General features: G+C 44.6%; 13 protein-coding genes. 6 read left to right on the forward strand and 7 right to left on the reverse strand.

The window, feature by feature from the left end:
- The first annotated feature begins 9 nt into the window (after window positions 1-9).
- The 3 genes from H6G17_RS01870 (at window position 10) to H6G17_RS01880 (ending at window position 3,768) form a co-directional block, all read left to right on the forward strand.
- Window positions 10-1,290, forward strand: coding sequence for an aminotransferase class I/II-fold pyridoxal phosphate-dependent enzyme (locus H6G17_RS01870; RefSeq protein ID WP_192153669.1), 1,281 nt, complete (start codon window positions 10-12; stop codon window positions 1,288-1,290).
- A 224-nt stretch (window positions 1,291-1,514) separates the two neighbouring features.
- Window positions 1,515-2,651 (forward strand): hypothetical protein, encoded by a 1,137-nt coding sequence (locus tag H6G17_RS01875; RefSeq protein WP_192153670.1) that lies wholly within the window; start codon window positions 1,515-1,517, stop codon window positions 2,649-2,651.
- Window positions 2,652-2,793: 142 nt separating this feature from the next.
- A complete protein-coding gene (locus H6G17_RS01880) occupies window positions 2,794-3,768 on the forward strand; it encodes an NAD-dependent epimerase/dehydratase family protein (RefSeq protein ID WP_192153671.1) in 975 nt (324 codons plus the stop codon).
- An 84-nt stretch (window positions 3,769-3,852) separates the two neighbouring features.
- Here the strand turns inward: H6G17_RS01880 and H6G17_RS01885 are convergent, their stop codons facing one another.
- The 4 genes from H6G17_RS01885 to ruvC form a co-directional block, all read right to left on the reverse strand.
- Complete coding sequence (locus H6G17_RS01885) at window positions 3,853-4,626, reverse strand: ABC transporter ATP-binding protein (RefSeq protein WP_192153672.1); 774 nt, start codon at window positions 4,624-4,626, stop codon at window positions 3,853-3,855.
- A 202-nt stretch (window positions 4,627-4,828) separates the two neighbouring features.
- The gene (locus tag H6G17_RS01890; RefSeq protein WP_192153673.1) at window positions 4,829-6,070 is read right to left on the reverse strand and encodes an FtsX-like permease family protein; all 1,242 of its coding nucleotides are present in this window, start codon (window positions 6,068-6,070) and stop codon (window positions 4,829-4,831) included.
- A 163-nt stretch (window positions 6,071-6,233) separates the two neighbouring features.
- Window positions 6,234-6,365, reverse strand: coding sequence for a hypothetical protein (locus H6G17_RS33845; protein WP_277875911.1), 132 nt, complete (start codon window positions 6,363-6,365; stop codon window positions 6,234-6,236).
- Window positions 6,350-6,895, reverse strand: a complete 546-nt coding sequence (gene ruvC, locus H6G17_RS01895; protein WP_192153880.1) for a crossover junction endodeoxyribonuclease RuvC — start codon at window positions 6,893-6,895, stop codon at window positions 6,350-6,352. Before ruvC ends, H6G17_RS33845 begins: the two co-directional genes overlap by 16 nt.
- Before the next feature lie 203 nt (window positions 6,896-7,098).
- On the opposite strand from ruvC, the gene H6G17_RS01900 reads away from it, so the two are divergent.
- From H6G17_RS01900 to H6G17_RS01910, 3 genes are all read left to right on the forward strand, one after another.
- Complete coding sequence (locus tag H6G17_RS01900) at window positions 7,099-8,487, forward strand: gluconeogenesis factor YvcK family protein (RefSeq protein ID WP_192153674.1); 1,389 nt, start codon at window positions 7,099-7,101, stop codon at window positions 8,485-8,487.
- 114 nt (window positions 8,488-8,601) lie between these two features.
- Window positions 8,602-9,069 carry a tRNA (adenosine(37)-N6)-threonylcarbamoyltransferase complex ATPase subunit type 1 TsaE gene (tsaE, locus tag H6G17_RS01905; protein WP_192153675.1) on the forward strand — a complete coding sequence of 156 codons (468 nt, stop codon included), beginning with the start codon at window positions 8,602-8,604 and terminating at the stop codon, window positions 9,067-9,069.
- Window positions 9,053-9,694 carry a LysE family transporter gene (locus H6G17_RS01910; protein ID WP_192153676.1) on the forward strand — a complete coding sequence of 214 codons (642 nt, stop codon included), beginning with the start codon at window positions 9,053-9,055 and terminating at the stop codon, window positions 9,692-9,694. The genes tsaE and H6G17_RS01910 overlap by 17 nt, the downstream gene beginning before the upstream one ends.
- Before the next feature lies 1 nt (window position 9,695).
- Here H6G17_RS01910 and H6G17_RS01915 read toward each other — a convergent pair whose 3' ends face one another.
- The 3 genes from H6G17_RS01915 to H6G17_RS01920 all read right to left on the reverse strand — a co-directional run bounded on the left by H6G17_RS01915 (window position 9,696) and on the right by H6G17_RS01920 (window position 13,780).
- On the reverse strand, window positions 9,696-11,930 hold the full coding sequence (locus H6G17_RS01915) for a diguanylate cyclase (protein WP_192153677.1): 2,235 nt from the start codon (window positions 11,928-11,930) through the stop codon (window positions 9,696-9,698).
- Window positions 11,931-11,943: 13 nt separating this feature from the next.
- On the reverse strand, window positions 11,944-12,081 hold the full coding sequence (locus H6G17_RS33105) for a hypothetical protein (RefSeq protein ID WP_206757140.1): 138 nt from the start codon (window positions 12,079-12,081) through the stop codon (window positions 11,944-11,946).
- A gap of 370 nt (window positions 12,082-12,451) precedes the next feature.
- Window positions 12,452-13,780, reverse strand: coding sequence for a dihydroorotase (locus H6G17_RS01920; RefSeq protein ID WP_192153678.1), 1,329 nt, complete (start codon window positions 13,778-13,780; stop codon window positions 12,452-12,454).
- Between the last annotated feature and the right edge of the window lie 196 nt (window positions 13,781-13,976).

A 13,976-nucleotide genomic window follows, 5' to 3' on the forward strand; every position in this document is an offset into this window, starting at 1 on the left:
AGTAAATTCGTGCAAGTAGTCAAAGAGTACGTTCAGCGCTTATATGACAGCGGGCTAGCCCCCGACGAGTTCATTTGTCATCGCCGTCAGGGTAATTTAGTTGAAATCGAAGAAGGAGCAACGGGCAAGCGGCAAAATGTCTTGACATTCTGCACCAATGATGTATTAGGGCTAGTGCAGAATGAAGCCGTGCAGCAAGCGGCAATTGATGCGATTTTGCAATACGGTACTTCTAATAGTGGAACTTCCGTTTTAAACGGTCGCATTGACTTACACCGTCAACTCGAAGCAGAGATTTCTGCTTTTAAGCATCTGCCCCACACCCAGCTATTTTTGAATGCTTGGATGGCAATGCAAGCCTTGATGGATGCTTTCTGTCACCTCGCCATCCCCGTACCAGGATTTCAAAATACGAGAGAGACTCTGATCCTGACTGACGTACTCAACCACGGCTGTATTGTCTCGGCTGTTGTCAATGCTGGGACTCGCTCTGGGAAAGTCTTCAGCCACAGCCCCCGCGTCCGCGTCAAAGCCTATCGCCACTGCGATACTGAAGACTTGGAGCGGAAACTATATCGCTATGCTCGTCCCGACGACAGAATTATGGTGGTTTCCGATGCTGTCTTCTCGATGGATGGTGACATCGCCCCTCTACCAGATATGCTTGATGTGTTGCAAAACTATGAAGGTAGCGTGCTGGTCATGGATGAGGCACACGCTAGCGGCGCGATTGGAGCCACGGGAAGGGGGATTTACGAGTATTTTGGGTTGACTCCTCAAAATGCGATCGCGCGGGGGATCGTGCCGTTGATTATGACCACATTTTCTAAGTTTGCGGCTTCGGCTGGGGCAGCAATTAGCAGTCCCGTGGCTGAATTGATCCCGTTGATGAATTTCTCTCCCACCTCCATCGGCACGGTTTCTTTACCTGCACCTACTGCTGCTGCTGCTTTGGAGAGCATTCGCCAAGTGCGACAAAATCCCGAACTGGTACAACAACTGCAAGCAAAAACCAAATATCTGCGATCGCGTTTGGCTAAGCATGATTTTGAAGCTTTGGGCGAAACCAACGTCGTTCCCGTCGTGTTACCCACTGAGTGCAATCCGAAATACTTTGCCCGTCAATTAATGCAAGAACATGGCATCTGGGCATCGGCAATTTGGTATATTGCTAAGCCACGCTTGCGAATCACCGTTAATGCCTTGCACACCGAAGAGGATATGGATCGGTTAGTAGAAGGAATGGTAGCAATTCGCGACACGATCTACAAACCCATGATCAGCGCCTAGCGAAACGGGCTAAATTCCAAATTCAATTATTAAAAACTTAGATAATTTTTTAAGACCAGGATGCATTGCTGTATTTTGGTCTTAATCGTTTTTTTAAACATAATTTTCGCTTGCGTCCATAACATTTGTAGGGGCGCACGGCTGTGCGCCCCTACGGAGCGTGTATTTCATCCAATTACAAACAAGAGCGATCGCACAATTTTTTTGACACTGCTGTGTAAATCATGCAAACGATTACAAAGTTTCAAATCAAACCTGTTACGACTCCAGTAGAACAAGAACTTTTTCTCGATGTTCCTGCTAGGGTTTATGCGAACGATCCCTACTGGGTTCCCCCCATCCGCAGCAGTGAAGCCAAGCAATTCTCGCCTAGCAATACTTTCTTTGAGTATGGTAAGGCACAGCAATTTATCGCTCTATCTCAGTCAGGAGAACCAATCGGCAGAATTGTTGCTGCTGTGAATCAACGGTTGATAGAGAAAGAAGGTCAAAATGTCGGAGTCTTCGGTTTTTTTGAATCTATCTCCGATTTTGATGTGGCTCAAGCCCTCCTCCAGGTTGCTTGTGACTGGCTGCGAGAACAAGGCATGACTGTAGTTAGGGGACCAATCGATTTTTCAACTCACAACGGCTGTTTATTTTTAGTCGATGGCTTTGACTCCCCGCCAATGATTTTGATGCCTTATAATCCACCTTATTACCCAGAGTTTATCGAACGGGATGGTTGGTACAAAGGTAAGGATGCTTACACGTATAACTTTCCCCTAGACAAACCTTTACCAGCGGAATTTGAAAAGGCTTATCGTATTGCTTGTAAAGCTGGTATAACTTTTCGTCCCATTAGAACCAAGGGTGAGGAATTTGAGGCAGATGCGCTGAAAGTTTACGATCTCCTCGTGCGCATGTTTACCGACAACTACAGTTATTCACCGCAAACCCCAGCAGAGTTTTTAGATAAAGCGCGATCGTTTCAATCTCTGATCGACCCTGATGTTTTTCCCATCGCTGAATACAACGGTGAAATGGTGGGGATGTGGATGGGATTACCTGACTACAATATCGCTCTCAAGCATCTAGGTGGCAAACTCGATTGGCTCGGCACGTTAAAATTCTTGTGGTATCGCCGCCAAATTGACCAAGGGAGAGTAATTTACATTTGCTCCCTCCCTGAATATCGCCGCAAAATGGTTTCTTTGGCTCTCATTTATTTGGGAATGCAAGGCGGAATCAAAAAAGGCAAACCTTACAAACGAGCGGAATTAGGACATATTTACGAAGATAACTCTGCTTCTCGCAAGCTCGTAGAGGCTGCTGGCGGTAAAATTCACAAAACCTACCGGATTTATGAGAAAGCTTTGTGAGTGTTTTAGCTACTCGTAGGAAGAAGGACAAGGGGGACAAGGGGGACAAGGGGGACAAGGGAGAATAACAACCAACTACCAACAACCATTAACCGTCAACTACTAACTACCAACTACCAACTACCAATTACCCACACCCTTCATGAAAGCACTAGTTACTGGCGCTAACGGTTTTACAGGTTCTCATTTAGTCCGTGCTTTAACCCAACGAGGAGATACTGTTGTTGGTTTGGTACGTAAGTCTAGCGATCTCTCCCGTCTGGCTGACTGCCCCATAGAGTTAGTTTACGGCGATATTAGCGATCGCCATGCTCTGCGCGCTGCTATGGCTGGTGTGGACGTGGTGTTTCACACGGCGGCTTATGTGGAATTGGGCATAGTCGATGCAGCTAAGATGGAACGGGTAAACGTAGAAGGAACCCATGCTGTCTTAGATGTTGCCCAAGAATTGAAAGTAGGGAAAGTCGTTTACTGTAGCACTGTAGGAATTTACGGTGATACTCAGGGAAAAGTTATTGATGAAACTTTTAATCGCACTCAAACTGACTTTTCCTCTGCTTATGACGTGACTAAATACAAAGCACAAAAGTTAGCTGACCAATTTGCTGCCCAAGGTTTACCTGTAGTTAGCGTTATGCCTTCGGGTATTTTTGGCTCTGACGATCCCCATTTCGGACCCGTACTGAAACAATTTCTCAAAGGCGGACTAAAAGTATGGGCGGGGGGCGATCGCATTACGGGTATCGTCCACGTCGATGACTTGGTACAAGCAATGCTTTTAGCTGCCCAAAAAGCTAAAACTGGCGAACATTTCATTATCTCTGCCGGAGATTTGCCCACGAAGGAAATGTTTCAAATTATCTCCCAAGAGTCAGGAATTCCCGTTCCCAAGGAAGCACCCAAATCTCTTGTAAAGCTTGTCGGTAATATTCTCGATCCAATTGGCAGAGTGTTGAAATGGCAACCTCCCCTCAGCCGCGAACGAGTTCACTACGTGTACGATCGCTGCGTGCGGGTTGACGCTACCAAGGCGAGAAAAGAGTTAGGATGGCAACCGCGATCGGTGGAAGAAGTATTGCGTCAAATTGTGAAAAAATTAACGAGAACGTCGGTATAACGCTGTAGGGGCGCACAGCTGTGCGCCCCTACCCAGATCGATATTTCTTGGTAGGGTGCGTTACAATAACGCACCCTACGATTCCTACTTCTGCGTCAACATCCCGTCTTCTAAATAACTGACGCGATCGGCAACGTCAATAATTCTGGGGTCGTGCGTTACCATCAAAACAGTGCAACCTTGCTCTTTCGCCAAATTGCGGAGTAACTGAATTACGTTATGACCGCTTTGAGAATCTAAAGCTGCCGTGGGTTCGTCTGCCATAATCAACTTGGGACTACCAGCCAAAGCACGGGCAATCGCCACTCGCTGTTTTTGTCCGCCGGATAGATCGCTGGGTTTTTGATTCGCCTGCGCCCCTAATCCTACTTGTTCTAGCAAAGTTCGTGCTTGTTTTTGGGCGATCGCACCATTAATCCCCTTGTAATTCAGCACTAACTCGACATTTTCTGCTGCCGTTAGCGCCGGAAATAAGTTAAAACCTTGGAAGATAAAACCAATATTATGTAATCTAAATTTCGCCAGCTTTTCCCGAGACATTCTGGTAATCTCTTTGCCCAGTAAGTAAACGCATCCTTCTGTTGGCGTGAGCAATCCTGCCAAAATTGAGAGTAAGGTTGTCTTACCCGAACCGGATGGTCCCATCAGTAATTGAATATCACCAGAACGAATTTCAAGGTCAATTCCCTTCAGCACGGGATACTGCTGTTGTCCTGACTGAAATGCCATTTCTATACCTTTGGCGACAATGGCTGACGATTCTGGGATATTTGCTCCACAGTTCGATTCCGCCGATCTTTTGCGGTGCTTGACTGAAGGCTTAATTGCAGTGGCGAAATTGATTAAAGAGGCTGTCATTATTGCAAATATTTAATCGATATGGTTTTAACTTCACGAAAATTTGGAGTAGCCAGGAAAAATATTAAACTTTGTAATGCATGAATGTATTCTACTTACCTTATTTATTTCTCCCTATGTAGCTTTCGGAATAAATGAAGCATTTATGAAGTTGTATATAGATATTGTAAATAGTTTTTTTCTCTCCCTGGGAAGAAGGAAATTATGCCTTAAAGACGATTGCTGGATCGACCCGCGTTACTTTTTGAATGGCAAAGATTGCTGAACCGACACAAATTGCGACTGTAATGCCAAACACGGCGATCGCTGTAGCAGGGGTAATCAAGATCGTTATACCTTGCGTCGCAAAAGTCCATGCACCAACTCCAAAGCAAAGAACCATACCTGGGATATAGCCTAAGACTGCCATCCAAAGTGATTGTTCGATAATTACGCCATAGATAGTCCAATCTGATGCTCCCATTGCTTTAAGCGTGCCAAACTCCCGCAAATGGTCGGATACAGAAGAATAGAGAATCTGACCCACAATAATGCCCCCTACGATAATGCCTACAGTTGCACCCAACCCCAAAATAAAACCAACGCCCGTTCGACGCTGCCAAAACTGCTGCGTCTTCTTAATCAACTCAGCTTGAGTATATGCAGTGGTATTGGGAATAGCTGTTTCTAATCTCTGCTTGAGCTGTTGTAGGTCTTGCCCAGATTGAGCGCGAATTAAAATAAAAGAAATCGTGTCTGAAGCTGCTAGCTGACGTGGTTTAGCTTGAGGACTTTGTTTCTGATTTGTCGGTATACTCGTACACTGAATGTCTTCCGAACCAGTCTGCAACTTACAGGACAACCTAGCATTCTGACCACCAGTTGCATAAGCATTGGCATTCTCTAAAGACGTGAAAACAAAAGGATTAGAAGTAATCGAGCGATTGCCTTGAGTTAAGCCTACCAAACGCACTGGTAGAGAACCGAGTTCTGCTATATCGCCAACTTTGCTAACATTGAGCGATCGCAACGTGCTAGTGTCGGCGATCGCGGTGTAAGGTTGTTGCAAAGCTTGCCTACTACCCTGAATCAAATTGTTGGGGTTAAATAATTCTCCTTGCGGATCGAAACCAATCACCCGTACCAAATTGATATCGCTACTGGAATGTCGCCAAACAGCACTCTTAAAGATCAGTGCTTCAGCGCGTGCTACTCCTGCTACCTCCTGAGCTTGGTCTAATGTTGTTGCTGGTAGCGGTAAGCTGAGTTCTGGCTGGACTAATGTATCAGACGTTACCCAAATATCCGCATTAGCATTGTAAATTAGCTGTGCTGCCGATCGCGTAAATCCATTGAAGATCCCTGTTTGAATAGTTACCAGGCTCACGGCGAACATAATTCCTGCTTGCGCTACCAAAAAGCGAGGAATATCTTCCAGCAGGTTTTTACGAGCGAGTGAAACCATAAGACAAGAGCGTGTATAGGAATATCTTACCGAGCAACAACTTTTGTTTTTCTGACAGTAGACAGTTTGTTATTTGTCATTTGTCATGCGTCATTTGTCATTTGTAAGGAGTCAGAAGTCGTAGGGGCGGGTTTACTAAAAAACTCCGTACTAAACAGAGATTCTAGGTGAACCCGCCCGTACAGGAGTCAGGAAATTTTGAATTGCTCAGGCGCTCAGGCGCGACTTGTCCCCCTTGTCCCCCTTGTCTCCCTTGTCTCCCTTGTCTTTCCCTGCTCCCTAGACTTGAAACCATGCAGTTAAGGCTACTGCTAAAGCATCGGCAGCGTCGTCTGGCTGAGGGATGTAGTCTAGATTTAATTCGCGGGCTACTGCGAGTTGGACATCGCGTTTATCGGCATTCCCCCACCCTGTCAGCGCTTGCTTAATTTGGGCAGGAGTAAACTCGATGTAGGGGATGTTGTGCTGGGCTAGGACAAGCATTAAAACTCCCCGTGCTTGAGCTACGGAAATAGTACTAGCCATGCGGTAAAAGAACAGCTTTTCAATTGCCACTAAGTCCGGTTGCCATTCTTGAAGTATGGTATGTAAATCTTCATAAATCGTACAAAGTCGGCTGCCGATCTCGTTTTTAGCAGTAGTTTGAATTATGCCAAAGTCTAGCAACTTGACCGAAGTGGCGATCGCTTGGGTCGGAATTGGGGCAGACTTTAATGAAGTTGCTGTTGCGATCGGATCTCCTACTGGCGTACAAATAGCACCGAAGCCTAAAATTGCTAGCCCGGGATCTAATCCCAGAATCCGTTTTTCTAAGCGTTTTTCCAGCCGTTGTTCAATTTGTTGTTTCGATCCCACTGAACCCTTTTACCTCGTTCCCATGTCTAGATTGCTATCATTGTTCCGCAAGTTCTCTTTTGCAAGTTCTCTAAAGTGACTTAGTTTCTAGTTGGTCGATCGTCTGATATACATTGTCATATCCACCTGCATCAGATTCACCTGCGTTATGTCCACCTGCCACGTATCCAGTTATGCCTTTTAATACTCCTAAACGAATTCTCAAGTATTTTCGGCAGGACTCCCGCGCTGTCACTCCCTATCGTGTCAACCAATGGTTTAAGTGGTTATCTCCTGGTTTATCAATCAAGCGCTGGTTATTAATTAGTGCTAGTGGAGTGTGTTTTGTTGGTTTAGGTTTGGCAATCTGGATTAAACTAACACCAATTTTTTATGCAATTCAATTAGTTGAAGGGTTCCTAAATAAGGTTACAACTATTTTACCTAGCTATATTAGCGGTCCTTTAGTTTTGTTATTGGGCTTTTTGTTAATTCTCTGGGGACAATCTCGAACCGTAGGTTCAATTACTGAGGTATTCCGTACGGATGGCGATGAAGAACTGATCGATTTACTGTTGAACTATCGCCGCTTAAACCGAGGACCAAAAATTGTGGTTGTGGGTGGTGGTACGGGACTATCAACGCTATTAAGGGGATTGAAAACTTACAGTGCTAACATTACTGCTGTTGTCACCGTAGCGGACGATGGCGGTTCCTCTGGAAGGTTACGTCGCGAAATCGGTGTTTTACCCCCAGGGGATATTCGTAGTTGCCTAGCAGCGCTAGCATCAGAAGAAAAATTATTGACAGAACTATTTCAGTATCGCTTCAAAGCTGGAGATGGATTAGTCGGACACAGTTTTGGCAATTTATTTTTGACCGCTATGAGCGATATTACTGGAGATTTGGAACAGGCGATCGCGGCAAGTTCCAACGTTCTTGCTGTCAGAGGTCAAGTGTTGCCAGCAACTCTCAGCGATATGCGTTTGTGGGCAGAATTAGCGGACGGTCGCCGGATAGAAGGGGAGTCTAATATCACTCATGCTAAGGGTAGTATTATCAGACTCGGTTGCACTCCTACCAATCCCCCAGCACTACCCAAAGCCTTGCAAGCGATCGAGGAAGCAGACTTTATTGTTATTGGTCCTGGCAGTCTTTACACTAGTATCATTCCTAATTTGTTAGTCCCAGAAATCGCCGCCGCGATCGCCAAACGGTGTCAAAAGGGTAATCCTCCAATTCCCTGTATCTACGTCTGCAATATCATGACTCAACCTGGTGAAACTCAAGGTTATTCTGTTGCAGATCACATTCGCGCGATCGATCGCGCTTGCGGGCGACATTTATTTAGTGCTGTACTCGTACAAAAGCAATCTCCTTCAGAAACTAGCTTAATTCGCTACGCTCAAGAAAATTCTCATCCTGTCTTTCTCGATCGCGAAGAAGTAGCACAATTAAAGCGACGAATTATCCTTGCTAACGTGATGGATGAAGACGAACAAGGTTTAGTACGTCACAACCCGCAACGCTTGGCAGGAGTCCTATTTCGCTGGTACAGTCGGGCGAGTAAGATGAGAGGATGAGGTTAAAAGTCAAAAGTTAAAAGTCAAAAGTCAAAAGTCAGGAGTCAGGAGACAGAAGTTATGACTAACCAGTAGTAACTGATAACTGATAACTGATAACTACTCATTCAAATCATGAGAGAGACAATCGTACTTTCGTTAACAAATGCAGCAGCAACGCGATCGCTTGGTGTTAATTTAGGGCGCTGTTTGCCTGCTGGTAGTACGATTTTGTTAGAAGGCGATCTAGGTAGTGGGAAAACGACTTTGGTACAGGGGATTGGTGCGGGTTTAGGTATTACCGAGCCAATCCAGAGTCCTACTTTTACGTTAATTAGCGAGTATTTAGAAGGTCGGATACCTTTATATCATTTCGATTTATATCGTTTAGAACCAACAGAAATTACAGAATTACAACCAGAAATTTATTGGGAAGGAATAGAGTTTGCCCCTGGAATTGTGGCAATTGAATGGGCAGAAAAGTTAGATTACAAGCCGTTAGATTATCTCCTGATTCGACTGATGCATCAAGGCGATCGCGATCGCCTTGCTGAACTTACCTGCATGGGAAACTTTCAATTAGATTATGCCTTTATTACCTGAATTAATTGCTGTAGCTATTTTACAATTTCTAGTGATTATTGCACCTGGAGCAGATTTTGTGGTGATTTGTCGTAATAGTTTAGTTTATTCGCGACAAACGGGAATTTATTCTGCTCTCGGTTTAACTTTGGGAATTTTGGTTCATGCTAGTTATTCTTTAATTGGGATTGGTTTTATTATCTCGCGATCGATTGTTTTATTTGCTTTAATTAAGTATATAGGTGCGGCTTATTTAATTTACCTTGGTTATAAATCATTAATAGCGAAACCACAACGGCAACTAGAACAGCAGTCTAGACGCTCGCAAACTAGTCAAGATCTTAGTAAGCTGGCAGCCGTTAGAATGGGTTTTGTTAACAATATTCTCAATCCTAAAGTGACATTATTTTTTTTAAGTTTATTTACTCAAGTTATCAACCCGCTTACACCTATACCCGTTCAAATTTGGTACGGCTTGCAAATGGGAATAATGACTTTTACTTGGTATACATCAGTGGCGATCGTCATGTCTCACCCCATACTTAAAGGAAAATTGTTTTCCGTGACTCATTATTTAGAAAAGGCAATGGGAGCAGTTTTAATTGCTTTAGGAATCAGGGTTGCGTTATCGGGAGTAGAGAAATAAATTATCGCCGCGCCGACTGTTCGACCGGATTGCGATCGCAAATTTCATAACGTCCTTTACCAGTAGTTTTTGCCCGATACATAGTGAGGTCAGCCTTGTGCAACAAATCTTCCGGTCGTTCGTAACCTGTAAGATTAAAGGCAACACCAATACTAGCGCTAGTATCGATCGTATGTCCGCCGAAGTGAAAAGGTAAATTTAATTCTCGTTGAATGCGCTCGGCAACATGTACGGCATCATTCGTATTTTTAATATTTTCTAGTAAGATAGTAAATTCGTCTCCTCCTAACCTGGCTACTAAGTCGTTTGGGCGCAGACAAGCTTGCAGACGATGTGAAATTGCAATTAGCAAGCGATCGCCAATTGCATGTCCTAGAGTATCGTTAACTGATTTAAACCGATCTAAATCAACAAATAAAACAGCTAATAAAAAATGTTCTTGTTGACTGCGATCGAGCGCGCTATCTAAACGTTGCATGAATAAAGTACGGTTAGCCAATCCAGTTAAAGGATCGTGCGAAGCCTGATGCATCAGTTTTTTCTCAGTGATGTGACACGCGAGAATTTCGGCGCGGAGTTGCTGATTGACTTCTGCTAATTCTCCAGTCCGTTCGCGAATTTTATTTTCTACTTCGTCGTAGGCTGACTGTAAGGCAACTTGCGATCGTTGTCGTTCCCAAGCTGATAATGCCAAAGCAACTAAATTCGCGATCGAAGCTGTAAAGTTTTGTTCTTCAATTAACCATTGGCGTGATGTTTTCTTGTGTCCGTGGCAGACAATACCTACAATCCTACCATTGAGGTAAATTGGTGCGTTCACCATTGCGCCAATTCCAAGTTTTACCAAAAATCGCTCTGCCATTTTTTTGGTTTTGGGTTCGGTGCGTACATCTGCTGTTGCTAATGCTCGCTCTTGACGCAAGGCTTTAAAGTAACCAGGATAATCTGACGCTTGCCACTCCATCCCTGTTGTATACGCAGCAGTACTGCATTGATATAGAGCCGCACACTGTAATTTTCTGCCTCCAGGACTGTACACCCACACGCTGGCATACTCCACCTCTAGAGTATCGGCTGCTGCTGCCGTAATTTCACGTAAACGAGCGTTGAGGTCGCTATTTTCTGCCGTTTGTCGCTTAGCTAGCTCGGTTAAAATCTTGCTGTATTTGTAATAACGTTCTTCCCTTGCTCGTTGCTGATATTGAGAATCTGCTAAAGCTTGCAGCATATGATTAATTGCATCTGCTAAGCTTGATAACTCATCTTTATTTGCTGCTATATTTTGGGATACTGCGTCTCCCGTGCCGAGACTGCGAACATTGCTACTGAGGCTAGAAAGCCTTGAAAACACTAATCGATCGAGTAGCAGTAGCACGATCGCGCTCACGCTTACACTAACGACCAATAAGCATAAAAATAAGTAGCGAATGCTAGCTTGTCCTTGATGGTAGATATTTCTGGGCATTTTAACGCTCACAATGACAGCAGGTTGCCCGTAAATATCCCTAATCAGAGTATATCCAGCAATAGTTTGTTCGTTGAGAGGACGCACCAAAACTTGCTGCTGTAATAAAGCAGTCCTTGCTGCTTGGAGATCGGCAGGTAGGCGATCGTCATTAACTGCGTGTAGAGCAAAATCGAGATGAGTGCGTTCGGATATGCGAGCGATCGCATCGCGGTTGAGATAGCGACCGAGAATCAAGACTCCATGACTCGATTTGCTCCGATCTGTTTTGCGAATCGGTTTGACAGCAATTAATATTGGGGTACGTTGGAGCAGAATTAATCCGGCGATCGCATTATCTCCCCGCCGCAACAGTTCCTTGCTAGCCAAATGTTGTTGAAGATCGCTACCAACAGGTAAGCATTTTTGACAGGTCGGCTCGGAAAATTTTCCGTAAACAATTTTCCCCGATGAATTGACAAAAGCTGCTAAGTTTAGCTGGACGTTAGTGAGACTAAGATTATCTACATTATTGTCAATATAGCTTTGATTCGAGTTGTCAAAGAACACGTAAGTTTCGTCCCATTCAGCCCAATCTGTAGCAATCAGATTGACTCGAAAAATTTCTTCATCCAAAGCTTTTTGGACTCGCTCAACCCGAGTGCGAGTCTCCTGTTGCTCTAACTGGATAAAGCTACCAAGTAAAACGGTAGACGAGGTAGTGTAAAGAACTGTAACCAGGCTAACTAGAGTAGTTCCGACAATTGGCAGTATTTTTTGGCGTAGTCTCATGGGTTTGACTTTGCTAACCCTTAAAAGCTTGACTAAAGAAGTTCCCAAAACCCATAATTGCAGTACGGTTAAGTATAATTTCAACCCAGTTATCGCCTTCAATAATTTCAATTTTAAAAAGTAAATTTAAAAAGCGATCGTCTGCTACCAATGAGAATTGTTAACCCATCGAGGTGAATAACATTCTTAGGAAATCATAAAGTTCTATAGGGCTACCACCGTAAATTTACTGATGTCGTGAACTCCTAACATTTCCTATTTTTAAGTCCTCCGTAGGTTCGCGGTATTATCTTATTTGATACGAATTTTAGAATTTATTAATATTTAGCTATTTAAAAAATATATCCGTAAATTTGCTGAAGTTGTTGTTAGGGAGCAGGGGAGAAGAGAACTGAGGAGGCTGAGGAAGCTGAGGAAGCTGAGGGAGCAAGACAATTCGCGCCTTTTCGCAATTAATTCACCACACCCCACACCCCACACCCTACACCCCACACCCTTTCTTCACTGAGAACTGTCAACAATTACTCGCCAAAACTCAAAGCTTGCCCTCTAACTTGAGTGTTTAACTTGCCGCGATCGTAGACGATTTGACCGCCGACAATGGTGTAGACAGCCCAACCAGTTAAATTCCAACCTTCAAAGGGACTCCAGCCACATTTTGTCTGTAATTCTTCTCGTCTGACGGAATGGTAGTTATTCAAATCGACGAGGACGAGATCGGCATCATAACCAGGGGCGATCGCCCCTTTATTAGGTATTTTGTAAGCTTTGGCTACAGCTGTAGACATCCAATGAGATACCTGGGCGACGGTACAGCGCCCTTGCATTGCCTGTGTCAGCATTAGAGGCAAAGATGTTTCTACCCCTGGCATACCAGAAGGTGTATTGGGATATTGCTGGGCTTTCTCTTCTAAGGTGTGCGGCGCATGGTCTGTGGCGATAAAATCGATGACACCATCGAGTAAAGCTTGCCAGAGAACTTCATTGTCGTGAGGCGATCGCAGGGGTGGATTCATCTGCGCCCAAGTCCCGATTGTTTCGTAAGCACTGGTATTAAGTAACAAGTGCTGGGGCGTAACTTCCGCCGTTACCCAACTCGGTTTGTCTTGCCGCAATAACTCAGCTTCTTCAGCTGTAGACATATGGAGAATATGCAGGCGACGTTGGTACTTTTTCGACAGTTTGAGCGCTAATTGTGTCGCTAGAAGCGCGGCTTGATTATCTTGAATTTGCGAGTGAATTGCCGGATCGTGAATCCCAGCAAATTCCTGTCGTCTTTGGTTAATGCGGGCTTGATCTTCGGCATGAACGGCAATTAAGCGATTGCCCCGCGCAAAAATTGCTTCTAAATACGCTTCTCCATCTACCAATAATGCCCCGTGCATCGAACCCATAAAAATCTTGATCCCTGATGTGGGATGGGCAGTCAGCAAGTCGGGGAGATTTTCAGCAGTTGCTCCGATAAAAAAGCCATAATTGACCAAACACTTTTGCGCAGCTCGTTGTAGCTTGTCATCTAACGTTTGTTGAGTCGTCGTCAGCGGACGAGTGTTAGGCATCTCCAGAAATGAAGTCACTCCACCCTTAGCACAAGCACAGCTAGCGGTGAATAAATCTTCTTTATGTTCTAGTCCTGGTTCGCGAAAGTGGACTTGCGGATCGATCGCCCCTGGTAGCAAAGTTAAACCCGTTGCGTCAATTTCCGTCACGGCTACGTCGCTGGGAGCGGAAATATTTGGGGCAATTTCAACGATCTGGCGATCGCGAGTCAGAAGATCTCCCAAGAGAAATTCTCCAGAGGACAACAGGATACGAGCGTGGCGAATGAGTAAGCTAGAAGTAGATGACATATAGAAGTCGTAAGTCGTAAGTCGTAAGTTGGGAGACAAGGGAGACAAGGAAGCAGAGGAAGCAGAAGAAGCAGAGGAAGCAGAAGAAGCAGAGGAGCAATTCCAGTCACTAGCCACTGATAACTGATAATAGAGAGAATACAATTTCTATAGATCCGATTAACAAGCAATATTTGTCACCAAGTTACGTTTTTTT

The organism is Chroococcidiopsis sp. [FACHB-1243] (assembly GCF_014696895.1).
In the GTDB taxonomy this organism is placed as follows: Bacteria; Cyanobacteriota; Cyanobacteriia; order Cyanobacteriales; family Chroococcidiopsidaceae; genus Chroococcidiopsis.

Coding starts and splice junctions, on each gene's coding strand:
- H6G17_RS01875 (WP_192153670.1), top strand. CDS start 1,515: ATGCAAACGATTACAAAGTTTCAAATCAAACCTGTTACGACTCCAGTA.
- H6G17_RS01880 (WP_192153671.1), top strand. CDS start 2,794: ATGAAAGCACTAGTTACTGGCGCTAACGGTTTTACAGGTTCTCATTTA.
- H6G17_RS01885 (WP_192153672.1), bottom strand. CDS start 4,626: ATGACAGCCTCTTTAATCAATTTCGCCACTGCAATTAAGCCTTCAGTC.
- H6G17_RS01890 (WP_192153673.1), bottom strand. CDS start 6,070: ATGGTTTCACTCGCTCGTAAAAACCTGCTGGAAGATATTCCTCGCTTT.
- H6G17_RS33845 (WP_277875911.1), bottom strand. CDS start 6,365: ATGGTTTCAAGTCTAGGGAGCAGGGAAAGACAAGGGAGACAAGGGAGA.
- H6G17_RS01900 (WP_192153674.1), top strand. CDS start 7,099: ATGCCTTTTAATACTCCTAAACGAATTCTCAAGTATTTTCGGCAGGAC.
- tsaE (WP_192153675.1), top strand. CDS start 8,602: ATGAGAGAGACAATCGTACTTTCGTTAACAAATGCAGCAGCAACGCGA.
- H6G17_RS01910 (WP_192153676.1), top strand. CDS start 9,053: ATGCCTTTATTACCTGAATTAATTGCTGTAGCTATTTTACAATTTCTA.
- H6G17_RS01915 (WP_192153677.1), bottom strand. CDS start 11,930: ATGAGACTACGCCAAAAAATACTGCCAATTGTCGGAACTACTCTAGTT.
- H6G17_RS01920 (WP_192153678.1), bottom strand. CDS start 13,780: ATGTCATCTACTTCTAGCTTACTCATTCGCCACGCTCGTATCCTGTTG.